The sequence below is a fragment of the Hydrogenophaga sp. NFH-34 genome, from assembly GCF_021401345.1.
Classification (GTDB): Bacteria; Pseudomonadota; Gammaproteobacteria; order Burkholderiales; family Burkholderiaceae_C; genus Hydrogenophaga; species Hydrogenophaga electricum.
This window is the reverse complement of record NZ_JACBGE010000028.1, coordinates 39,948-61,691: the sequence shown is the minus strand read 5'-3', so window position 1 is coordinate 61,691 and position 21,744 is coordinate 39,948. Positions and strand designations below refer to the sequence as shown.

19 protein-coding genes are annotated in these 21,744 nt (G+C 65.9%); 13 read left to right on the top strand and 6 right to left on the bottom strand.

Features of this window, described 5'->3' with window-relative positions:
* Window positions 1-157: 157 nt before the first annotated feature.
* The 4 genes from L0977_RS21875 (at window position 158) to L0977_RS21860 (ending at window position 5,574) form a co-directional block, all read left to right on the top strand.
* On the top strand, window positions 158-1,972 hold the full coding sequence (locus L0977_RS21875) for an SGNH/GDSL hydrolase family protein (RefSeq protein WP_234267016.1): 1,815 nt from the start codon (window positions 158-160) through the stop codon (window positions 1,970-1,972).
* A 135-nt stretch (window positions 1,973-2,107) separates the two neighbouring features.
* Window positions 2,108-3,427 carry a protoporphyrinogen/coproporphyrinogen oxidase gene (locus L0977_RS21870; protein WP_234267015.1) on the top strand — a complete coding sequence of 440 codons (1,320 nt, stop codon included), beginning with the start codon at window positions 2,108-2,110 and terminating at the stop codon, window positions 3,425-3,427.
* Between the two features lie 102 nt (window positions 3,428-3,529).
* Complete coding sequence (locus L0977_RS21865) at window positions 3,530-4,513, top strand: lysylphosphatidylglycerol synthase domain-containing protein (protein WP_234267013.1); 984 nt, start codon at window positions 3,530-3,532, stop codon at window positions 4,511-4,513.
* A complete protein-coding gene (locus L0977_RS21860) occupies window positions 4,510-5,574 on the top strand; it encodes an acyltransferase family protein (RefSeq protein WP_234267012.1) in 1,065 nt (354 codons plus the stop codon). Before L0977_RS21865 ends, L0977_RS21860 begins: the two co-directional genes overlap by 4 nt.
* Here L0977_RS21860 and L0977_RS21855 read toward each other — a convergent pair.
* Window positions 5,558-6,565: a polysaccharide deacetylase family protein gene (locus L0977_RS21855; protein ID WP_234267011.1), complete on the bottom strand. Its 1,008-nt coding sequence runs from the start codon at window positions 6,563-6,565 to the stop codon at window positions 5,558-5,560. The two genes, L0977_RS21860 and L0977_RS21855, sit on opposite strands and share 17 nt — an antisense overlap.
* Window positions 6,566-6,570: 5 nt before the next feature.
* Entirely contained in the window at window positions 6,571-7,569 is a 999-nt protein-coding gene (locus L0977_RS21850) for a glycosyltransferase family 2 protein (protein WP_234267010.1), read from the bottom strand.
* A 236-nt stretch (window positions 7,570-7,805) separates the two neighbouring features.
* Between L0977_RS21850 and L0977_RS21845 the strand changes: the two genes are divergently transcribed.
* Genes L0977_RS21845 through L0977_RS21815 form a run of 7 tightly spaced genes read left to right on the top strand, consistent with a single transcriptional unit; the run spans window position 7,806 to window position 16,020 of the window.
* Entirely contained in the window at window positions 7,806-8,867 is a 1,062-nt protein-coding gene (locus L0977_RS21845; protein ID WP_234267009.1) for a glycosyltransferase, read from the top strand.
* Window positions 8,868-8,893: 26 nt separating this feature from the next.
* Window positions 8,894-10,507, top strand: a complete 1,614-nt coding sequence (locus L0977_RS21840) for an ArnT family glycosyltransferase (protein ID WP_234267008.1) — start codon at window positions 8,894-8,896, stop codon at window positions 10,505-10,507.
* Entirely contained in the window at window positions 10,504-11,169 is a 666-nt protein-coding gene (locus L0977_RS21835; RefSeq protein ID WP_234267007.1) for a hypothetical protein, read from the top strand. Before L0977_RS21840 ends, L0977_RS21835 begins: the two co-directional genes overlap by 4 nt.
* 37 nt (window positions 11,170-11,206) lie before the next feature.
* The gene (gene rfbB / locus L0977_RS21830; RefSeq protein ID WP_234267006.1) at window positions 11,207-12,271 is read left to right on the top strand and encodes a dTDP-glucose 4,6-dehydratase; all 1,065 of its coding nucleotides are present in this window, start codon (window positions 11,207-11,209) and stop codon (window positions 12,269-12,271) included.
* Window positions 12,268-13,164 carry a dTDP-4-dehydrorhamnose reductase gene (gene rfbD / locus L0977_RS21825; RefSeq protein ID WP_234267005.1) on the top strand — a complete coding sequence of 299 codons (897 nt, stop codon included), beginning with the start codon at window positions 12,268-12,270 and terminating at the stop codon, window positions 13,162-13,164. The genes rfbB and rfbD overlap by 4 nt, the downstream gene beginning before the upstream one ends.
* Before the next feature lie 11 nt (window positions 13,165-13,175).
* Window positions 13,176-14,069, top strand: a complete 894-nt coding sequence (rfbA, locus tag L0977_RS21820) for a glucose-1-phosphate thymidylyltransferase RfbA (protein WP_234267004.1) — start codon at window positions 13,176-13,178, stop codon at window positions 14,067-14,069.
* Between the two features lie 4 nt (window positions 14,070-14,073).
* The gene (locus L0977_RS21815) at window positions 14,074-16,020 is read left to right on the top strand and encodes an acyltransferase family protein (protein WP_234267003.1); all 1,947 of its coding nucleotides are present in this window, start codon (window positions 14,074-14,076) and stop codon (window positions 16,018-16,020) included.
* 48 nt (window positions 16,021-16,068) lie between these two features.
* On the opposite strand, the gene L0977_RS21810 is transcribed toward L0977_RS21815, so the two are convergent.
* The 4 genes from L0977_RS21810 to L0977_RS21795 all read right to left on the bottom strand — a co-directional run bounded on the left by L0977_RS21810 (window position 16,069) and on the right by L0977_RS21795 (window position 19,812).
* Complete coding sequence (locus tag L0977_RS21810; protein ID WP_234267002.1) at window positions 16,069-17,076, bottom strand: glycosyltransferase; 1,008 nt, start codon at window positions 17,074-17,076, stop codon at window positions 16,069-16,071.
* Complete coding sequence (locus tag L0977_RS21805) at window positions 17,066-18,337, bottom strand: hypothetical protein (RefSeq protein ID WP_234267001.1); 1,272 nt, start codon at window positions 18,335-18,337, stop codon at window positions 17,066-17,068. The genes L0977_RS21810 and L0977_RS21805 overlap by 11 nt, the downstream gene beginning before the upstream one ends.
* A 152-nt stretch (window positions 18,338-18,489) precedes the next feature.
* The gene (locus L0977_RS21800; protein ID WP_234267000.1) at window positions 18,490-18,873 is read right to left on the bottom strand and encodes a hypothetical protein; all 384 of its coding nucleotides are present in this window, start codon (window positions 18,871-18,873) and stop codon (window positions 18,490-18,492) included.
* Between the two features lie 48 nt (window positions 18,874-18,921).
* Window positions 18,922-19,812, bottom strand: coding sequence for a glycosyltransferase family 2 protein (locus L0977_RS21795; RefSeq protein ID WP_234266998.1), 891 nt, complete (start codon window positions 19,810-19,812; stop codon window positions 18,922-18,924).
* A 179-nt stretch (window positions 19,813-19,991) separates the two neighbouring features.
* Between L0977_RS21795 and rfbC the strand changes: the two genes are divergently transcribed.
* A complete protein-coding gene (gene rfbC, locus L0977_RS21790) occupies window positions 19,992-20,537 on the top strand; it encodes a dTDP-4-dehydrorhamnose 3,5-epimerase (RefSeq protein WP_234266997.1) in 546 nt (181 codons plus the stop codon).
* 58 nt (window positions 20,538-20,595) lie between these two features.
* The gene (locus L0977_RS21785) at window positions 20,596-21,723 is read left to right on the top strand and encodes a glycosyltransferase (RefSeq protein ID WP_234266996.1); all 1,128 of its coding nucleotides are present in this window, start codon (window positions 20,596-20,598) and stop codon (window positions 21,721-21,723) included.
* Window positions 21,724-21,744 lie beyond the last annotated feature (21 nt).

The window sequence follows — 21,744 nt, the reverse complement described above, 5'->3', positions numbered from 1 at the left end:
GGCTGACCAACACAAGGCACCACCGCCGCCCAAGAACTACGGAGCGGACATTTCAACACTCATCCGCATGATCGAGGCAGGAGAGCTTTGATCCCGTTTCAACCCACTTTTACGAATAGCCTTTCTTTCATTTTTCAATCGACTCAGGTAGCTAGCCATGGAAGACCAAGCCTTCATCCGTAACAAGTCCGGTTCGTTGACCGCGGTCTGCTGTGCCGTCCTGGTCCTGATCGCGGGTTGCTCCAGCAGTCCGAAGAACTCCGAGCCCGCCAGCTCCAACCCGTTCTCCACCAACGGCACCAACAACGCCAGCGCGATCAAGATCAACAAGCTGCGCACCTTCGGCGACAGCTACACCGACCTGGCCTACACCTCGCCGCGCGCGATGACCAACTGGGCCGTCGAAGTCTCCAGCATGGCCAACGGCCTGGAGAACTACGCCATTGGCGGCGCCAAGGCAGCCTCCACGTCCTCGATCGACTTTGCCACCCAGTTGAACAACTGGAACACCACGAATTCGGCCATCACCGACAAGGACCTCACCGTCGTCTACTTCGGCTACAACGACATCGGCCGCGGCGGCACCTCCGACAACTTCGCTGCCGCCCGCGCGGGCTACACGGAGGGGGTCAACCGCCTGATCGCCGGCGGTGCCACCAACGGCAACAACCGGATGTTCGTCACCCTGATCACCGACTGGAGCCGCACCCCGGGCATCTCGGACTCGCTGCACTCGCAGGTTGTGACCTGGAACAACTTTGTCGCCTCGGTGGCGAACAGCAACCCCAACATCATCGCGGTCGACCTGTACACCGTGTTCAACCGTGTGCAGGACAAGCCCTCGGACTTCGGCCTGGTCAACGCCACCGACGTCGACAAAGAACGCTCGTACACCGACTACCTGTTCTTCGACACCCTGCACCCCGGCTCGAAGGGGCAGGAAATCATCGCCCGGGTGTTCAAGCACTACCTGACCCGCGGCTGGAACTGGGCGAGCACGCTGGACGCCGGCACCTCGGCCACCAACCAGCTCAACCAGGATCTGGACAACAACCTGCTCAAGGCTTTCAACCAGACGGCCACGACGTCGCAGGGCCTGCGCCTGGTCCCGCTGACCACATCCAACACCGATGGCCGCCGCAGTGGCCGTGACAGCCGGGTGTTCAACCTGAACCAGACCGCCCGCAACAACCTGGAAGAAAGTGTCGCCAACGGCGTCGCACTCGACTTCGCCCCCGCCAACAGCGGCATCTGGAGCCAGGGTCGCCTGGGGGTCGCGCTGACCCAGAACGCCCAGTCCACGCGCCTGACCGATATCGAAGACCGCTACAGCACCCGCTTCAACTCGAACGCGACCACGCTGTACTGGATGCAGCCCTACAACAACTTCCTGTTCTCGACCCAGCTGTCGCGCCTGGATCACGCCTTCACCCAGAACGGCCTGGACGACCTGCTCAACCGCTCCGTCACCAACGACCGCTCTGCGCACACCTGGTCGCTGGAAGGCAAGCTGCGCTACACCTACGCCTTTGACGGCCTGGCGCTGACCCCCTGGGCCTCGCTGAGCCAGCAGAACCACACCCTCAACGGCGGCCTGGTCCAAAGCCTGTACACGTCCGACGTGCAGTTCTCGCAGACCAAGACACGCGACATCTACTCCGGCCTGGGCGTCGACCTCCAGTTCAGCCCCATCGCCATCGGCCAAGGCCGCAAGCTGCTGATCGGCGCCGGTCTCAACCACCTGCAGAGCCTGCGCCGCGAAGCCCTGACCCTGGGCATGACCGAGCAGATCAACCCCGGCGTGCAGATGAGCGAGACCATCGATCGCAGCCGCGTCCGCAAGACCCAGCTGAGCCTGAACGCCGTCGTGGCCGAGCACAAGGGCATCAGCTACGGCGCCAGCTACGCGGTCGACCTGCAAAAGCCCAGCGAGACCAAGGCTGTCCGCGTGACCGCCAACATCCCGTTCTGATCCCTCTCCCACCCGCCGCCTGCGGTGGCCCGGCGCCACCGCAGGCGCTGGCCGCCCCTGCGGCCGGTACCGGCATTGCCGCCCTGAATGGGGCTGCCAGTTAAAATGCCTGATTTTTCGCCTGCACGCTAATCCATGTCTTCCACGAAGAACCTCATTCTCGGCGCCGGTCTGACCGGTCTGAGCACCGGCTACCACCTCCAGAGCGACGACTACGAGGTCTACGAGAAACTGCATGAAGTGGGCGGGCTGTGCCGCTCCGAGGAAGTCAACGGCTTCCTGTTCGACTACGCGCCGCACATTCTCTACACGGTCAACCCTTACGCGCACGAGCTGATCCACACGCTGCTCAAGGGCAACATCGAGATCAAGAAGCGCAAGGCTTTCATCTACCACGGCAAGTACGACCTGTACACCCAGTTCCCGTACCAGGCCCACCTGCACGGTCTGCCCGCCCAGGACATCATCGAATGCCTGAGCGGCCTGGTCGACGTGTTGCGCAACACCGACCGCCCCAAGCCGACCAACTACCGCGAATGGATGTACTGGCGCTTCGGCAAAGGCATCGCGGAACAGCTCATGATCCCCTATGCCGAGCGCATCTGGACCATCGATCCGAAGTACATGAACTTCAACTGGATCGACCGCCGCGTTCCGGAGCCCGATTTCGAGGCCGTGCTGAAGGGCGCCCTGCAGGACGAGGACGACCGCACCGGCTTCAACCAGGAGTTCTGGTACCCGATCGAAGGCGCCATCGAGGCCCTGCCCGTGGCCCTGGCCAAGGGTGTCAAGAACATCCACCTGAATGAAACGGTCACGAAGATCGACCCCAAGGCCAAGCGGGTCACCTTCGCCTCCGGCAAGGTCGTGGATTACCAGAATCTGGTCTACACCCTGTCGCTGACCTACCTGCCCGATTTCATCGACGACATCCCGGCGCACGTGGTGGACGCCATCAACGGCCTGCAGTTCAACCAGATCGAGTGCGTCAACATCGGCATCAACCGCCCGGACATCAGCCCCTACCACTGGCTGTACTTCCACGAAGCCGACCGATTCATCTTCCACCGCATCAGCTTCCCGCGCAACGCGTCCGAAAAGACCTGCCCGCCTGGCACCAGCTCGGTGTGCTGCGAGATTTCGTACTCCAAGAGCCGGCCGCTGCCGGTGCAGGGTCGCGAAGCGTTGATCCAGGCCACCATCGACGGTCTGACCAAGGCCAAAATCCTGCGCCCGGACGACGAAATCCTCGCTACCGACGTGCTGACCTGCGATCCGGCCTACGTGATCTACGATCTGGACTACGAAAAGAACGTCAAGACCATTCACGACTGGCTGGTCAGCATCGACATCCACCCCTGCGGCCGCTTCGGCGACTGGCAGTACTACAACATGGACCACAGCATCCTGGCCGGCAAGCGCATTGCCGACCTGCTCAACAGCAACCAGGCCTGATCCGTCCCCGGGGCGCGTCGTCTTCACCGACCGACCGCCCACAACGCCCATGCCGTCCACCCCCACCGGCCGCATGGGCGTTTTCCTTGAAGACCCGCCCTCATGACCCGATCCCCCCAGATGAGACGCCTGGCCAAATGGGCGGCCGTCGTCGTGCTGGCCATCACGGCGGTCTATTTCTTCGGCGCCGTGCGCCACCACTTCGACAGCATTCCGCCCATTCGCTGGGATGCCCCCGCCTGGGCAGCCATGGCAGCCACCGTGTTCGCCATGTTCCTGAACCTGGTGCTCGGCGGCCTCATGTGGATGCTGCTGCTGCGCGACCAGGGCGTGAACCTGAAGCCCGTGGTGGCGTTCCGCATGGTGGGCATGGCGCAGATCGCCAAATACCTGCCCGGCAATGTCGGTCACCTGGTGGGCCAGGTCACGCTGGCCAGCGCGGCCGGTGTGCCGGTGGGCGTGTCCGTTACCGCCATGCTGATCTCCACACTCTGGCTGCTGGCCACCGGGCTGTGCATGGGCGGAGCCGGTCTGCTGCTGTTTCTCGACACCACCGCCGTGCTCGACGTGCCGGTACCCAGCGCCCCGGTGATGGCCGCCCTCGGTGCGCTGGTGGCGCTCAGCCCCTGGATCGCGGTCTGGCTGCTCAACCGCTTGCTGCCCGGCCTGTCACGCCGTCTCGGCAATGGCCAGCTCATCGCCCTGCCCCGCTTTCACACCGCCGTGGCGGTGGCCTGCGGCTTCATCCTGTGCTTCTTCGTCTTCGGCGTCATGCTCAAGCTGCAGGCCCGCTACCTGTTCGGTGTCAGTGAGGGCGACGTGCTGACCCTCACCCTGATGTTCACCTCGGCCTGGATTGCTGGCTACCTGCTGCCGGGTGCGCCAGGTGGCCTCGGCGTGCGGGAAGCCCTGGTGGTGGCCTTGCTGGGCTCGGTCGTCGGCACCGGCACCGCCATCGGCCTGAGTGTGACCATGCGGCTGGCCACCGTGCTCGGAGACGGTCTGGCGTTCCTGGTCGGCCTGTCGCTGCGCTGGCTGTCGCCCGCCGACACCGCTCCCGCGGCCCCATCCGCACCCCGCCCATGAGCGCCGCTGCGGCACGCGAGACCTGGATCGACGCCCTCAAGGGCTGGGGCATGCTGCTCATCGTGATCGGCCACGTCTGGTCGCTCAGCGATGTGCCGGTCTGGTACATGTGGATGTTCTCGTTCCACGTGCCGCTGTTCTTTTTTGCTTCCGGCCTGACCCTCAAACCCGACACCCTGCCGCTGGGCAGCTTCCTGCGCCGCCGGGTCGGCACCGTGCTGGTGCCCTACCTGTTCTACGCCCTGGTTGGCTATGGCTTCTATCTGGCCGGGTACTTTGCCGCTGCGGCAGCGGGCAAAACGGTCGCGCAGTTCGCCTACGGGCTCTGGTGGCCGCTGTTTGGGGTGTTCTACGGTTCGGTGGGCGATGGCCTGCTCGTCAACAGCCCACTCTGGTTTCTGCCCGCCCTGTTCCTCGCCCAGGGCGTCGTCTACGCCCTGCACCGCCTCGGCTGGACCTGGTGGGCACGCTACGCCGCCCTGCTGGTGCTGTTCGCGATCACAGCCACCATCGAAGAGCGCATCAAGCTGCCCATGAGCCTGCTGCCGGCCATGGGCGCTGCGGTGTTCGTGCAGATCGGTCTGGATTTCCGGCGCTGGCGGGCCTGGCCGCATTGGTCGCGCGCCACCCACTGGGGCTGGCTGGCCGGGTTGCTCGCCCTGTCGCTGCTGTCTCCCCTCAATGGGGCGGTCGGGCTGGCCGGGCCGACGGTGAACCAGCCGGTCCTGTTCCTGCTGTTCGCGCTGATCGGTATCGGCTTTTCGGTGCAACTGGCCCGGCTGCTGGACGCTGCTCTGCCCTGGCTGGCGGTGCTGGGTCGGCACAGCATGGGCATTCTGGTCACCCACATGCTGGCCATCAAAGGCGTGAAGGTGCTGATGAGCCTGGCCACGGGCATTTCGCTGGACACCATGGAGCACAGCAACGCCTGGAGCCTGGCGGTGCTCGCCATCGCGGCCGTGCTCATGGTCCCGGCCATCTGGGTGATCGAACGCTGGCTGCCCTGGACGCTGGGCAACCGCCGGCCCGCAGCGGCCGGCGCGGTTACTGGATCGCGCTGAGCGGGAACGGCCGCCAGCCACACTTCAGCGCCGTCACCGCGCTGCCGGTGCTGTCCAGGCCCACGCGGTGAAACACCCGCTCCCGGTTCATGCGGTCGCCCCAGCCACTGGTCGTGAAAAACAGGTCCACGGCTTCGCGCGTGCGCTCGTAGAACGCGGGTGTGATGCCCCGGTTCTTGTACGGAAACGCGAAATAGCGGTAGTCGAGGCCGAAGGTTTCGGTCACGTGCCGCATGCTGTCCCGCGTCTGCCGAACCTGTTCGTCCAGCGAGATTTCCCAGTAACGCGGGTGGTCGCAACTGTGCGCCCCGAGACGGAAACCGCGGCGCGCCATGTCGGCCGCCTCCTCGCGCGTGATGTAGGGTCGGTCCTGCCGGAAGTACGCGGCCAGATCGATGCCCAGGCGCTCGGCCACGGCGTCGTAGACCGCCCCGTCAGCCAGACGCACCGACATCAGCGCCTCGGCCAGGTCGGCCTGACCATACCCCGCGCCCCCCAGAATCCGGGCCACCTCGGCGCGTTCGGCCGGGGTGCGCCCGTCCAGGCACTCGACCAGCAGGCTGGCCTTGAACTTTTCCTCGACCTGAGAACCTGCCTCGCCAGCGAGAAAGTCCGTGATCAGGAAGTGGATGGCCGGCACCCCCTTGCGCTCCAGGATCGGCAACGCCACTTCGTAGGACGAGCGCAGGCCGTCGTCGAAGGTGACGAGAAAGCGGTCGGCGCCCGCGTTGGCGATGCCTTCGGGCGACAGGTCTTCGAGCGGCTTGAAATGGCGCAGCAGTTCGTCGAGCACCTGCTCGAAGCTGGCCGGCGTGTGGTAGTCGTACAGGTGTTTGATGTACGGCTTGGGCGCTTCCTCCACGGCATGGAAGATGACGATGGGCAAGGTGCGCGCCGACACGGCGCGCGAAACCCCCAGCGGGATCTGGCGCATGGTGGCGCGCAGCGAACGCGAAGCCAGTCGGAAGGCGATTTCGGAAAGGGAAGCCATGAAGTTCAGGTCCGGTAGGCGTGAAGGTGCCGGGACAGCAGCCCGGACAGCGCCACCGCCCCGGCATAGGTTCCGCGCGAGGACAGGGCCACGCCCATGACCACCGCCTTCTCCAGCCAGCGCGAATGGCGCGACTGGAGAAAGGGCCAGAGACCCTGGCGGATATTGCGCTGGATGGCAGCCAGCAGCGCCGGCTCCTGCGTGCGCGAAAGCACCATCTGGAAGAACAGGCGCAGGCTGGAGCGCGCCTGCCGGAAGCCGACGAAGTGTTGCTGGTACGGCTGGGCCGGGTCGACGTGCCGCGTCATGGCGGCCACCGCCAGCAGGATGCTGGCCGTGCGCTCGTTGACCTTCTTCTGCGCAAACCCGGCCTCGGTGGCCGACACCTCGTTGAAGCGGTAGTGGTAGAGCACCCGGGCCACGTTGAAGGCCCGCTGGCAGCGCTGGAAGTACTGCATCAGGAACAGCATGTCTTCGCCCACTGCGATGCGGGTGTCGAACCGCAGCCCCTGGCTGCGGATGATGTCCAGGCGGAACATCTTGTTGCAGCACCCGCCGCCGATGAGCTGGGTACACAGCGTGTGTTCGTACAGCCGTTCCATCGGCAGGGAGCCTGTGCCCGCCAGCACGAAGTCCTGGCTGGCATCGGGGCGAACCCGGTCGTAGCCACACACGGCCACCTCATGGGTTTCCATGGGCACACGCAAGGCCTCCAGGAAGTCCGGCTCGACGTAATCGTCGGCGTCGATGAAGGTCAGGTACGTGCCCCGCGCCCGCTCCAGCGCCAGGTTGCGGGCGGACGACACCCCACCATTGGGTTGATGGATGACCCGGATGCGGTCGTCGGCGGCCGCAAACCGGTCACAAATGGCCGCGCTGCCATCGATCGAGCCATCGTTGACCAGCAGCACCTCCCAGTCGCGCCGGTGCTGGGCCTGCACAGAGCGCAGGCACTGTTCCAGATAGGCCTCGCAGTTGTAGACCGGAATGACGATCGAAATCACGGTTCCAAGCCCCCGCCTGCAGGCGCCACCGTGTCATCGCGCCCCAACGCGCAGGAAAAAACGAACAATGCCATGCGTTATCATAGTGAGCGGCCTGCCACAGGGATCAGGCCTTTTGCCACAGCGCCAGGGCGCTTCCTGGCCGGCACCCGTTCCCGGGCACGATCCGGACACCCTGACCGATAAAAAAAGCGGCACTTTCGGCCCGAGCCGGCCCGGATCCAACCACCCACAACATGAAGATTCTTTACATCGCCGGACGGGAAGAAAGCTACTCGCGCACCCGGATCGTCATCCGTGCCCTGGAGATGCGCGGACACGAAGTAGTCAAGTGCCTGCCGCCCGACAAAGCCTTCAAGCATTATCCGCGATTGCTGCTGGATGCCCTGCGCAAGGCGCCATCCTGCGACATCGTGCTGACGGGTTTTTATGGCCAGTTGCTCACGCCGGCGATGCGGCTGCTGACCTGGAAGCCGATCGTCTTCGACATGTACATCACCACCTACGACACCATGGTGTTCGACCGTGCCAAGGCCAAGCCGGGCTCGTTCAAGGCCAAGGTGTACGCCTGGGGCGACTGGCTGTCGTACAAAGCCGCCAGCATCTCGATCCTCGACAGCGACCACGTCATCCAGCATTTCGGGCGCTATGCCCGCACGGCCACCGACAAGATGCGCCGGCTGTTCCTGGCGGTGGACAACACGGTGATCCACCCGCGCCCCCGTCAGCGCACCGACGACCGCTTCCTGGTGCACTTTCACGGGGAGTTCATCCCCTTCCATGGCGTGCGCCACATCCTGCGCGCGGCCAAGCTGCTGGAAAACGAAGGGGTCGACTTCCAGATCATCGGCCGCGGGCTGACCTTCGAGCAGGACATGGCTCTCATGAAGGAGCTGGACCTGCGCAACGTGCGCATCCTCGATCCGGTGCCCTACGCCGGCCTGGCGACGCACATGGCCGAGGCCGACATCTGCCTGGGCATCTTCGGCGAGAACGAACGTGCCGAACTGGTCATCACCAACAAGGCCAACGAAGCCATCGGCATGGGCAAACCGCTGATCACCCGGCGCAACGCCCCGGTGCAGGAGTTGCTGACCCACCGGGAAAGCGCCTACTTCGTGGAGCCCGCCAATCCGCAGGCCATCGCTGACGCCATCCTGGAGCTCAAGCGCGACCCGGCGCTGCGCCAGCGCATCGCCGAAAACGGCCACCGCAAGTTCCTCGAATACGGCACGGTGGAAAAGCTGGGCGAGGGCCTTGAACGTATTCTTCTGGAGGCCTTGGGCCGTCGAGCCTGAGCCCCGCCCTTCACGAGAGCCCTGCCATGCGACGGATCGCCCCCATCCACTGGCTTGCCCTGCTGTTTTTCCTGCAGGCGCTGTTTTTTGCCTGGTTCGTGACCCCGAACGGGGACATTCCCGATGAAAGCGGTCACTACGCCTACGTGGTGGACGTGGCCAAGGGCCGCCCCCTGCCGGTGCTGGGGCACATGGACAACGACCGCGGCATCATCTCCAACAACCTCTGGCGCGACTGGGGTGTGGAAGATGGCAGCCGGCCCAACTACATCGTCCAGCATCCGCCCCTGTACTACGCGGTCGCGGCCATTCCCTACCGGATCGCCAAAGCGGTGACGAAAGACCGCTTCCTGTGGGCCAAGGCCACGCGCATCGTCTCTGCCCTGAGCCTGGGCCTGCTGATCCTGGTGATGTTCAAGTCGCTGGTGGCGGCCCGCGTCGACGACCGGCTGGCCTTGCTGCTGGCATCCCTGTTCGGTTTTGTCCCCACGGTGACGCACCTGTCTTCAGGCATCACCAACGACATCTTCCTGACCCTGATGTGTGGCCTGGCCACCCTCTATCTGGTGCGCTTCGTGCAGGGCGAGCGCATGGCCGATGCCTACTGGTGCGCCTTCTGGCTGGCCTGCGCCGGGGCCACCAAGATGACCGCCTGGGTGCTGATCGCGGGGTTTGTCGGCATCCTGCTGTATGAAATGCGTCAGCGCTGGCTACCCTGGCTGCTGCACAGCGCCGCCCTGAGCCTGCTCTCGTTTTCGTCCGCCCTCTGGTGGATGCGCCGCAACTACTACTTCTTCGGCAACCCGTTCTACATCTCGGGCTCCGATGCCCCGCCCCTCGTGCCCGGCTACACCCGGTTGAACTACCTGGAGCAGCAGCCCTTCTTCGACTGGCTGTTCCAACATTTCTACGCCTTGGTTGGCTTTTCGGGCTACTGCAACTCGGCCGCCAACGTCGACATCCTGGTGCGCTATTGCAAGGGCGTGAAGGTGGCGGTGGTGCAAGGCCCGTCCTACTACGTCTTCATCTGGGTCAGCCTCGCCTTTTCCGCCCTGCTGCTGTGGGCGGTGCTGCGCCACACTTGGCGGCTGGCCCGCTCGGCGCCCGAGCACAGCATCGCACTGAGCGCTGCAGGGTCCGTGCAATCCGGGGTGCGCCGCGTTGCGGAGACTCTGCGCGCTCCGCGCTGGCTGCCCGCGCTGCTGACCATCGGCGGTGTGGCGGCCACAGCCTACGGATTCATCCACGTGCTCAAACTGGACCCGCGCTACACCCAGCAGATCCACACCGTCTTTGCCTTCATGACGGTCGCCGCGCTGGTGTCGCTGGCCCTGGTGGCCACCGGACGAACTGGCGATGACCGCCTGCTGGCCTACGGCCCGATCCTGATCGCGCTGTTCAGTCTGCTGCTGTTCCTCCAGGGCCACAAGGCCTACGTGATTTCCGAACGCCCGGCAGGTATCCAGGGCCGCTATCTGTTCCCCTTCATTCCGCTGCTGCTGGTGTCGTTCGGTATCGCCATCCGCGGCTACCGCTGGGCGCTGCCCGTGGTCGCGATCGCCACCGTGCTGCTGGCCTGGGCGCACACCAACGGCTACATGAACACCATCGTGCCCTGGTTCAATTCCGTACGCCTATGAAACGCCGCCTGCTCCAGTTCGCCCTGTATCTGGGCCTGCCGTTGGGGCTGGCCGTGGCCCTGTACGCGGCCACCAAAGGCAACTTCGAATCGCACTTCCAGAACTCGCTGGCCGACCAGACGGCGATGGCGTCGATCCACACGGTCATGCTCGACTCGGGCTTCACGCTGCGGCAGCCGATCGACACCACCGCCCTGAACATCCAGCGCGATGGCATTCGCGAAGCGCCCGTGTGTTTCTGGATCCGCATCGAATACGACCGAAAGCACTGGAAAACACGTGGCACCGTGCTGCTCACCCTGGTGTCGGGCGACCGCTCATGGCAGGGCCAGATCCGGTCCGAGCAGATCACCACCTACTTCCAGCCGGTCTGCATCGCGGGCTCGCGCACGCAGGACATCGAGGACCGCCCGACCCATCTGGACATCACGGTGGCCGAACCCGGGCTCAAAGGTGTGGCCATGCTGGCGCTGGGTCCCGGCAACGGCCAGAACAACGCCATCATCAATGGCCAACCCTCGGACCACACGCTGAACTACCGCCTGACGGCCAACCCCGGTCCACGGCGCGGCGACATCGTGCAACTGGGCCTCATCTTTGCTCTGGCCTGCGCCCTGCTGTTCACCGTGCTGGGCCCGCTGGTGCGGCCTCCACGCGGCTGAAACCGCCCCTTCTCATTCACCCAATCACGCCCCTTCCATGATCCTTGTTACCGGAGCGGCCGGCTTCATCGGCGCCAACTTCGTGCTCGACTGGCTGGCCCAGTCGGATGAACCCGTCATCAACCTCGACAAGCTCACCTACGCCGGCAACCTGCAAAGCCTGTCCAGCCTGGATGGCGACGCCCGCCACGTCTTTGTGCACGGCGACATTGGCGACCGCGCTCTGGTCGACCGCCTGCTGGCCGAACACCGCCCTCGCGCGGTCGTGAACTTCGCCGCCGAAAGCCACGTGGACCGATCCATCCATGGGCCCGAAGACTTCATCCAGACCAACGTGGTCGGCACCTTCCACCTGCTCGAATCGGTGCGTGCCCACTGGGGCACCCTCGAAGGCGAGGCCAGGGCGGCGTTCCGCTTCCTGCACGTCTCCACCGACGAGGTCTACGGCACGCTCAAGCCCACCGACCCACCGTTCACCGAAAACCACCCCTACGAGCCCAACAGCCCGTACTCGGCCAGCAAGGCCGCCAGCGACCACCTGGTGCGTGCCTACCACCACACCTACGGTCTGCCGGTGCTGACCACCAACTGCTCCAACAACTACGGGCCCTACCACTTCCCCGAGAAGCTCATCCCGCTGATGATCGTCAACGCGTTGGCCGGCAAGCCGCTGCCGGTGTATGGCGATGGCATGCAAGTGCGCGACTGGCTGTTCGTCAAGGACCATTGCAGCGCCATCCGCCGCGTGCTGGAAGCGGGCACCCCGGGAGAAACCTACAACGTGGGCGGCTGGAACGAGAAGCCGAACATCGAGATCGTCAACACCGTGTGTGCCCTGCTCGACGAGATGTCGCCCCGCGCCGACGGCCAGGGTTATGCCACACAGATCACCTACGTGAAAGACCGCCCGGGCCACGACCGCCGCTACGCGATCGACGCCACCAAGATCCACCGGGAACTGGGCTGGAAGCCGGCCGAGACCTTCGAAACCGGCATCCGCAAAACAGTGCGCTGGTACCTGGACAACCAGGCTTGGGTGCAGCAGGTGCAAAGCGGCGAGTACCGCCAATGGGTCGACAAGCAGTACGGAGCCAAGGCATGAGCGCGCCGACGATCCTGCTGACCGGCCGCAACGGCCAGGTGGGCTTCGAGCTGCAACGGGCCCTGGCCCCGCTGGGCAAGGTGGTGGCCGTGGGCACAGCCGACTGCGACCTGGCCGACGGTGCCGCCCTGCGCGCCCTGGTGCAATCGGTCCAGCCGGCCCTGATCGTGAACCCTGCGGCCTACACCGCCGTGGACAAGGCGGAAACCGACAGCGACAAGGCGCGCGCTGTCAACGCCGTGGCACCGGGCATCCTCGGCGAGGAAGCGGCGAAGCTGGGCGCAGCGGTCATCCACTATTCCACCGACTACGTGTACGACGGCCGCAAGGCCGGCCCTTATACCGAAGCCGACGCCACCGGACCGCAATCGGTCTACGGGCAGACCAAGCTCGATGGCGAGCAGGCGCTGGCGGCGGCCACGCCGCAGCATGTGGTGCTGCGCACGAGCTGGGTCGTGGGCGCGCACGGCGGCAACTTTGCCAAGACCATGCTGCGGCTGGCCGGCGAGCGTGAAGAACTCAAGGTGGTGGCCGATCAGTTTGGTGCGCCAACCTCGGCCGCGCTGATCGCCGACGTCACCGCCCACATCGCACACCGCTACCTGCAGCAGGGGGCCACCGGGTTTCCGTTTGGTACCTACCACCTGGCCGCCGAGGGCGAAACCAGCTGGCACGCCTACGCCCAGTTCGTCATCGGCGAAGCGCTGCGCTGCGGCAAGGCCCTGAAAGCCAGCCCGGACCGGGTGCACCCGATCCCGGCCTCCGCCTACCCCACCCCGGCCCAGCGCCCGACCAATTCCCGGCTCGACACCGCCCGCCTGCGCCAGACCTTTGGCCTGCACCTGCCACCCTGGCAGGATGGCGTGCGCCACATCCTGCAGCAAATCCTCTGACACGCATTCCCATGGCACGCAAAGGCATCATCCTCGCCGGCGGCTCCGGCACACGGCTCTATCCCGTCACCCAGGCGGTGAGCAAGCAGCTCATGCCGGTGTACGACAAGCCCATGATCTATTACCCGCTGAGCACGCTCATGCTGGCGGGCATCCGCGACATCCTGGTGATCTCCACGCCGATGGACACCCCGCGCTTCAGCGAGCTGCTGGGCGATGGCAGCCAGTGGGGCCTGAACATCCAGTACGCCGTGCAGCCCAGCCCGGACGGCCTCGCCCAGGCCTTCCTCATCGGCGAGCAGTTCATCGGCAACGACCCGTCGGCGCTGGTGCTGGGCGACAACATCTTTTACGGCCACGATTTCGCCGAGCTGCTGCGCCGCGCCAACGAGCGCGACAGCGGCGCCACGGTGTTCGCCTACCACGTGCACGATCCGGAGCGTTATGGCGTGGCCGAGTTCGACGCCCAGGGCCGCGTGCTCAGCCTCGAAGAAAAGCCCACCCAGCCCAAGAGCAGTTTCGCGGTGACGGGCCTGTATTTCTACGACAGCCAGGTGGTGGGTCTCGCTCGGGACCTGAAGCCTTCGCCGCGCGGTGAACTGGAAATCACCGACCTCAACCGCCTGTACCTTGAGCAGAACCAGTTGCAGGTGGAATTGATGGGCCGGGGCTACGCCTGGCTCGACACCGGCACCCACGACAGCCTGCTCGAAGCCGGCCAGTTCATCGCCACCCTGGAAAAACGCCAAGGGCTGAAAGTGGCCTGCCCGGAAGAAATCGCCTTCCGCCACCAGTGGATCAGCGCCACCCAGCTCGAGACACTCGCCAGACCCCTGGCCAAGAACGGGTACGGCCAGTACCTGTTGCGCACGCTCAAGGAAGCCCATCCCGGCGCGCCCCGCTGAGCCGATGGCAAGCGCCGGGCTTCCGCACCTCGCCCCAGCCTACCGCCCGGACATCGATGGCCTGCGCGCCATCGCGGTCGGGGCCGTGGTGCTGCACCACGCCTTTCCCCAGGCGTTTCCCAGCGGCTTTGTCGGTGTCGACATCTTCTTCGTCATCTCCGGCTACCTGATCAGCTCGATCATCATCGGCCAGTTGCAGGCCGGCCGTTTCTCGTTCCGGGATTTCTACGCCCGGCGCATCCGGCGCATCTTTCCGGCCCTGCTGCTGGTGCTGGTGGCGTGCCTGGGCACCGGCTGGCTGATGATGACCGCCGCCGAGTTCAAGGCGCTGGGCCGTCACGTTCTGGCCGGCACCCTGTTCGTGTCGAACTTCGGCTTTTGGCAGGAGGCCAACTACTTCGACGAATCCGCGATCTACAAGCCGCTGCTGCACCTGTGGTCGCTGGCGATCGAGGAGCAGTTCTACATCGCCTGGCCCCTGCTGCTCCTGGTTGCGTACCGTTGGCGCGCCCTGCCCTGGCTGATCGCCGGGCTGCTGCTGGCCTCGCTGGCGCTCAACCTGTGGCTGGTGCGCACGGACACCACCGCCGCGTTCTACAACCCGGCGGCCCGGTTCTGGGAAATGATGATGGGCGCCGGGCTCGCCGCCCTGCAGCTTCGCTCTGGCCATCCAAGCGCGGCCAGGCCCCACTGGCTGGTGCATGTCACCGGCGCCGCCGGTCTGGCGCTGCTGGCCGTCGTGTTCTGGCGCCTCACCCCGGCCCACGCATTCCCGGGCAAGTGGGCGCTGGCGGCCACCCTGGGCACCACGCTGCTGATCGCCGCAGGACCGCAGGCCTGGCCCAACCGGATTCTGCTGGCCTGGCGCCCCATGGTCTGGCTGGGCCTGATCAGCTACCCCCTGTATCTGTGGCACTGGCCCCTGCTGTCGCTGGCGCACATCGAGGTCGGCCGCGACCTGCCCACCCCGCTGTTGCTCGGACTGGTCGGGCTGTCGGTATCGCTGGCCACCGCGACGTATCTGGGCCTGGAACGGCCAATCCGCCGCCACGGACACCGTCTCGGCCGGCCGCTGGTGGGCGTGCTAACGGCCCTGATGGTCGCCGTGGCCGCCGCCGGCGGATGGGTATACCAACAGTCGCTGAAAGTGGACACGCTGCCGGCGCTGCTCACCACCTTGCAGACCAAGGGCGGGCGCAGCGCAGTGGCCGAAGGCTGGCGCGACGGCGACTGCATGCTCGACTACAACCTCCCGCCGAGCGCCTACAAGGCCCATTGCGTGGAAGAGCGCCGTCCGCTGATCTTTCTCTGGGGCGACTCGCACGCCGGCTCGCTCTACCCCGGCTTCAAGGCGCTGCAGGACAGCGGCCGCTACAGCTTCGGGCTCGGCGAACGGACCGGTGCCATCTGTCCGCCGATTCTGGGCCACGATCCCCGCCCCGGCTGTCAGGCCCTCAACGACGACACCATCGCGCTGATCCGGCGGACCGTGCCGGACGTCGTGGTGCTCTACGCCTGGTGGCATGAAAAGGCGGTCTACGGTCGCTACGACATCAGCGGCCTGGAAGCCACGGTGGCCGAACTCCGCAAGGCGGGCGTGCCCCGCATCGTGTTGCTGGGAGCGGTGCCTTACTGGAAAGAGAACCTGCCACGCATCCTGCTGCGCCTGTCGCGCCAGCTCGACCGGCGCGGCCGTCTACCGCTGCGGCTGGGCGACGACCACCTGGACCCCCATGTCAAGCAGGCCACGGCCGAGATGCGGCAGCGGGCGGCGGCCATGGGCATCGAATTCATTTCGGGGATGGATTACTTCTGCAACGCAGAAGGCTGCCTCACCCGCCTGGACGAAAATGCCACCGAGCCGCTGAGCTACGACTATGGGCACCTGAGCGTGCCTGCGGTCACGTACTACGTGGAGCAGATCGCACCGCAGATCCTCGGGCAGCGCTGAAGCGATTGCCATGCGGGCAGCGTGCCCGCGCGCCTGCGGCGCAGCGGCTCAGCCGGTGCTGGCGTCCGCCAGCGGTGCTGCCCGCAGGCGCCCGTCGTACAGCCGTTTGTGCATCACCTGGCGCGGCACTGCCTGGGTGTCGTGCATGAGGAACGCGAGCAGGAACTGCAGCCCCATGATCATGGGCAATGCAGCCAGCATCACCGTGCCCGGCGACGCCAGCACATGGCGCAGCGCCGACACGCTCCACTCGTAAACGCCGAAACCGATGCCGAACAGCATCAGGAACACCCCCAGCAGCAGATGCAGGGAAGCGGCCGACATGTCGCGCAGGAAATAGCTGTAGAAGATGCGCTTGCCGAAGTTGCGCAGGTGCTTGCTCAGGAACTCGCCCAGGATCGCGCGCACCTTCAGGTTGCTGACCTCGTCGGCGTAGTGCGCGTCCATCGGGATGTCCATCACCACGGCCTTGACCGTGTTGAGACGGAACAGCATGTCGCTCTCGAAGAAGTAGCGCTTGCTGATGCGATCAAATGGCAGGTGGGCCGCGACCTTGGCATGGATGGCGGTGTAGCCGTTGGTGGGATCGAAGATATCCCAGTAGCCGGTCGACACCTTGGCCATGAACGACAACGCCGCGTTGCCAATCATGCGCAGGCGCGGCATGCGGCCGATGTGGGCGAGGTCGTAGAAACGGTTGCCCTTGGTGTAGTCGGCCACCCCTTCCAGAATGGGGGCCACGAAGTGGGCAACGAGCTCCGGCGCCATCTGGCCGTCGCCGTCCACCTTGACCAGCACGTCGTGCCCGTCGGCGATGGCGGCCTGGTACCCCGCCATCGTGGCGCCCCCCACCCCGAGGTTCACGGCATTGCGGACCACGCGGACGCGGTGATCGGTGTTGTGGGCTTCGACGAAGTCCCCCGAGCCGTCAGGACAGCGGTCGTCGACCACATAGATGGCCGACACCTCGGGACCGATGCGCGCCAGCACCCCCATGATGTGCCGGGTCACCTTGTAACAAGGCAGTACCACCGCCACGGAAGGTTCATGCAGCATCAGAGGCTCCCAAAGAAAAACGTCCTGGCCAGCGGCGCCGGGCAGCGGCCAGCCCCTCCCGCACCAGGCTGGACAGAAAGGCCATGGCCATGACCACACCGACCACCACGTAGGCCGTGTAGTAGCGCGGCTGGAAGAAGTAAGGGAAGTCGGTGAACATCAGGTACACCGCCAGTGCCACCGGCAGCACCACGAACGCCGCCGCAGCGCCGAAAAACAGTCGCGCCGCGAGACTGGCGCGCCAGCGCCGGAACTCGACCACCAGCAGGTACGGGACCACCACCGCCAGCATGGTCAGGATGAAAGGGTGAAAACGCAGGAACAGCCAGGGCAGGTTCCAGTCGACCAGCGTGCGCCAGTGCAGACTGGCCGTGCTGCGGGTGAACGCGGTCCAGATGGCAACCACCCAACCGCGCCAGCCCCGCGTATCACCGAAGCCCAGCAGATAGTCGCGCATTTTGCCGTCGCTCGGATGGACCCCGCGCCACTGGTTGATGCCCACGGTGCACAGCAGGTACACCAGCACCACCACCGCCGAAAACGCCCCCACGCGCCACAGGCGCTCTCGCCAGGGCCGGGGCGATGCCAGCAACTCGGCCATGACCAGCATGACCGGCAACAGCAAGGCCGTGGGCTTGATCGTCAGGCAGATACCGGCCACCAGCCCACTTTCCAGCGCAAAGCGCCAACGACCGGCATCGGCCGTGCGCCGCACGTAACCGATCAAACCGGCCAGGCAGAACAGGAGCACAAACATCTCCTGGTTCAGCGTGATCGCGGCAAACACGAACGCCGGTGTCTGCGCGACCGCAAACACCAGGACGGCACACAGCAGCCAGGGCACCTGCAAGGCCCGCGCCAGCCAGGCGATCAACACCAGTGCGATCAGGCCCCAGGCCAGGTTGGCCAGCTTGGCCAAATGGAACAGGTTGTGCGTCTCGACCACCTGGTCGAGCAACCAGGCCATCGCCGCGGTGGCGGCATAGAAGGTGGGCAGGTAGTTGCTGGCGGTGTTTTCGTGCTCCGAGGCGCCCTGCCCCGAAGACTGGCAGTAGCCGCCGTCGACACGGTCGCCATAACAACCCCAGATGCGGAGCGACTCGTGCTGCATCCGGTCATACACCCCGGGCACGGTCTGCTGCGCGTAGATGCGCCACCAGTAATCGAAATGGGTGTGCTCGTCGAACGGCGAACGGAACTCCGGATCGAACCGGGACAACAGGTTGTACCCGCCGAACAGCAGCGACAGGGCCAGCGCCACCTAGCCCAGCCACCGCGCCCCGCACCCCCACCAGACGCCCCAGCGACGACGGCTGGCGGCTCCACAAGACTGCACACCCGAATCCACCGTCATCGTCTGTTCGTCCATCCGCTCTGGTGACGGCAACTAGCCTGCGAAACGATCATCGCCACTCAGCCTGTGCGCGCCGAATCGGCCAGGTTGACGATGAGCACACCCGCACTGATCATGCCCAGGCCCAGCCACTGCCAGCCGTTGAGCTTTTCCGAAAACACCAGCCAGCTGGCCGCAGCCATGAGCAGGTAGAAAAAGGAGCCCGAAATCGCAAAAGCCACCGAGAGCCGGGCCTGCGTCAGCACGAAGAACCAGAGCACGTAGCCCAGCACCTGCAGGCACAGCGCCCCCAGGACCCAGGGCGACATCGCCGCCGACATCAGAAAGGGCACGACGCCTTCCTGGCGGAAAACCGGTGCGATCTGGTTGATGCCGCTCTTGAGCAGGAGCTGGCTGCCAATGGTGCAGGACGACACCAGAAAAATCAGGACCACGACGTTCACGGGCGAGCGCTTCGTTAAAGGGTTGGATGGGGAACAGCCCGACAGACCTCAGGCCATCACAAAGGCGTGGCGCAGCAAGCCGGGGATCGACGCCCGCCGCCCTTCGCACAAGGCCACCAGCGCCATCACCAGGGCATTCAGGCGGGACGTGACGTGCCAGTGCGCGGCCCGCTCGGAGCGGCGCCAACCCAGCGCAGCGGCCTGCCCGCCAGCGCGAGCAAAGCAGCGCTTTTCGTCCGAAAACCGCCGGCCGTCGAACAAATTGGCATTGGAGGCGCTGCCGGAATGGCGGCGGTAGGAGAAGCACACCTCGGGCACGTACACCAGCGACTGGCCCGCAAACACCAGGTCCAGCACGAAGCCCAGATCGTGGGTCAGCTTCATGTCGTCCTGGAAATCCACCCCCGCCAACCGGTCGCGCCGGAAGCACAGCGAAGGCCAGTACAACCAGTTGCCGTGCAGCAGACCGGCCGCCAGGGCATCGCCCGACAACGCCACCGTCTGCCCGCCACCGGGCGTGAACCACTGCTGCTTCACGCGGTCGGCCAGCGTCCGCACACGCTGGCCCCGCTCGTCAATGACCTGCACGCCCGGCTGGATGACGGCCGCGTCGGGGAACTGGCGGTGCGCCTCCCGCACCACCCGGACGTACCCGGGCAGCATCACGTCGTCGCAGCCCAGCAGCACGACCAGCTCGCCCTGCGCCTCCCGCAGGCATTTGCGGTAGTTGTTGACGATGCCCAGGTTGGCCGGGTTGCGGACATAGCGGATGCGATCGTCCCCGAGGCTGGCGATCCAGTCGCCGGCCCAGGTGTCGGGGTAGGCGTCGTCCAGCACGGTCAGGCGCCACTCGGGACAATCCTGGTGCTGCACGCTGACAACCGTTTCGCGCAGCAGGGCCGGATCGCCCCAGTACGGCACAAAAATATCGATGAACATGGGTTTGGAGGGAGCCGCCAGTGCGGACGACCGCGGGTTGCGGCGAGCTGGCTGCAGCCTGTATGAGGCCAACGGGACAGCTTAGGATGATAACAACTCCGCCCTTTTATAATGCCGGGCTGATCTTCATCCCGGCCGCCAGCGCCACCGGCAAGCCCTGCCGCCCACCGCACCACCCCATGAAAGCCACCCCCCTCGCGATCCCTGAAGTCATCCTGTTCGAGCCCAAGGTGTTTGGCGACGACCGGGGCTTCTTTTTCGAGAGCTTCAACCACGCCCGCTTCGAGGAAGCCATTGGCCGGCCGGCCCGCTTCGTGCAGGACAACCACTCCAAGTCGGTCAAGGGCGTGCTGCGTGGCCTGCACTACCAGATCCAGCAGCCCCAGGGCAAGCTGGTCCGCGTGGCGCAAGGTGCGGTGTTCGATGTCGCGGTCGACATCCGCAAGTCCTCGCCCACCTTCGGGAAATGGGTCGGCGCCTTGCTGAGCGCCGAAAACAAGCACCAGCTGTGGGTCCCGGAAGGTTTTGCCCACGGGTTTGTGGTGCTCAGCGACACGGCCGAATTCCTCTACAAGACCACCGACTACTACGCCCCGGCCTTCGAGCGCAGCATCCTCTGGAACGACCCGGATCTGGCGATCGACTGGACCACCGACGTCACGCCCATCCTCTCGGGCAAGGACCAGGCGGCGGCCACCCTGAAAACGGCCGACCTGTTCGACTGACCCCTACCGGCCAGCTGATGCCCCGGGTCCCCGGGGTGGCGGCGTGTTTCCCGCGTCCATGAAGGTCCTGCACGTCTACCGCACCTACTACCCCGATCCGCCCGGCGGCCTGCAGCAGGCCATCCGGCAGATCGCGGCGGGGTGCCAGACGCTGGGCGTCGAGTCCCGCATCTTCACGCTCTCGCCCCAGCCGCAGCCCCCGGTGATCGACCGGCCCGAAGGCGCGGTGCACCGCGCCCGTTCGTATGCAGCCCCCGCCTCCTGCGACCTGGGCGGCCCCGAAGCCTTCTGGCGTTATGCCCGCAACGTGCGCTGGGCCGACATCGTGCACCTGCACTATCCCTGGCCGTTCGCCGATCTGCTGGATCTGCTGAGCCCGCAGGGCAAACCCCGGGTGATGACCTACCACTCGGACATCGTCAAGCAGAAGGTGCTGGGCAAGCTGTACCACCCGCTGATGCGCTGGACCCTCGGCCGCATGGACGCGGTGGTGGCCACCTCGCCGCGCTACGCCCAGACCAGCCCGGTGCTGACGCGCTTCGTGCGGCCCGAACGGTTGCACGCCATCCCCCTGTGCATGGCCGATGCGACGGCCGAACCCGAACTGGCCGCGGACACCGACATCCTGCAGCGGCTGTCGCTGCAGGGCCGGCCGTATGTGATGTCGCTCGGCGTGCTGCGCTACTACAAGGGCCTGCATGTGCTGGTGGAGGCCGCGCGGCAGATCCAGGGCGCCGTGGTCCTGGCCGGCAATGGCCCGGAAGAAGCCGCACTGCGCGCCCAGGTCGCGGCCCTGGGACTGGACAACGTGCACTTTGCCGGCCTGGTCAACGAAAGCGACAAGCACACGCTGCTGCGCCACTGCACGGCCCTGGCGCTGCCCTCGCACCTGCGGTCGGAAGCCTACGGCATGGTGCTGCTGGAAGCGGCGATGCACGGCAAACCCCAGGTCAGTTGCGAAATCGGCTCCGGCACGTCCTGGGTCAACCAGGACGGCGTGAGCGGCTTCGTGGTCCCCCCCGAAGACCCGGCCGCGCTCGCCACCGCCCTCAACCGCCTGCTGACCCAGCCCGCCCTGGCGCACACCCTGGGCGCGCAGGCCCGGGAACGCTACCTGCGCGACTTCACCCCGGCCGCCATGGCGCAGGCCTATCGCGGCCTCTACGAAACCGTCGCCGCTGGCTGAGCGGTACCATTGCGGGTTATC

Bases quoted from the DNA above. Each gene is read 5' to 3' on its own strand.
- L0977_RS21875 (WP_234267016.1), top strand. From the start codon at position 158: ATGGAAGACCAAGCCTTCATCCGTAACAAGTCCGGTTCGTTGACCGCG.
- L0977_RS21870 (WP_234267015.1), top strand. From the start codon at position 2,108: ATGTCTTCCACGAAGAACCTCATTCTCGGCGCCGGTCTGACCGGTCTG.
- L0977_RS21865 (WP_234267013.1), top strand. From the start codon at position 3,530: ATGACCCGATCCCCCCAGATGAGACGCCTGGCCAAATGGGCGGCCGTC.
- L0977_RS21860 (WP_234267012.1), top strand. From the start codon at position 4,510: ATGAGCGCCGCTGCGGCACGCGAGACCTGGATCGACGCCCTCAAGGGC.
- L0977_RS21855 (WP_234267011.1), bottom strand. From the start codon at position 6,565: ATGGCTTCCCTTTCCGAAATCGCCTTCCGACTGGCTTCGCGTTCGCTG.
- L0977_RS21845 (WP_234267009.1), top strand. From the start codon at position 7,806: ATGAAGATTCTTTACATCGCCGGACGGGAAGAAAGCTACTCGCGCACC.
- L0977_RS21840 (WP_234267008.1), top strand. From the start codon at position 8,894: ATGCGACGGATCGCCCCCATCCACTGGCTTGCCCTGCTGTTTTTCCTG.
- L0977_RS21835 (WP_234267007.1), top strand. From the start codon at position 10,504: ATGAAACGCCGCCTGCTCCAGTTCGCCCTGTATCTGGGCCTGCCGTTG.
- rfbB (WP_234267006.1), top strand. From the start codon at position 11,207: ATGATCCTTGTTACCGGAGCGGCCGGCTTCATCGGCGCCAACTTCGTG.
- rfbD (WP_234267005.1), top strand. From the start codon at position 12,268: ATGAGCGCGCCGACGATCCTGCTGACCGGCCGCAACGGCCAGGTGGGC.
- rfbA (WP_234267004.1), top strand. From the start codon at position 13,176: ATGGCACGCAAAGGCATCATCCTCGCCGGCGGCTCCGGCACACGGCTC.
- L0977_RS21815 (WP_234267003.1), top strand. From the start codon at position 14,074: ATGGCAAGCGCCGGGCTTCCGCACCTCGCCCCAGCCTACCGCCCGGAC.
- L0977_RS21810 (WP_234267002.1), bottom strand. From the start codon at position 17,076: ATGCTGCATGAACCTTCCGTGGCGGTGGTACTGCCTTGTTACAAGGTG.
- L0977_RS21795 (WP_234266998.1), bottom strand. From the start codon at position 19,812: ATGTTCATCGATATTTTTGTGCCGTACTGGGGCGATCCGGCCCTGCTG.
- rfbC (WP_234266997.1), top strand. From the start codon at position 19,992: ATGAAAGCCACCCCCCTCGCGATCCCTGAAGTCATCCTGTTCGAGCCC.
- L0977_RS21785 (WP_234266996.1), top strand. From the start codon at position 20,596: ATGAAGGTCCTGCACGTCTACCGCACCTACTACCCCGATCCGCCCGGC.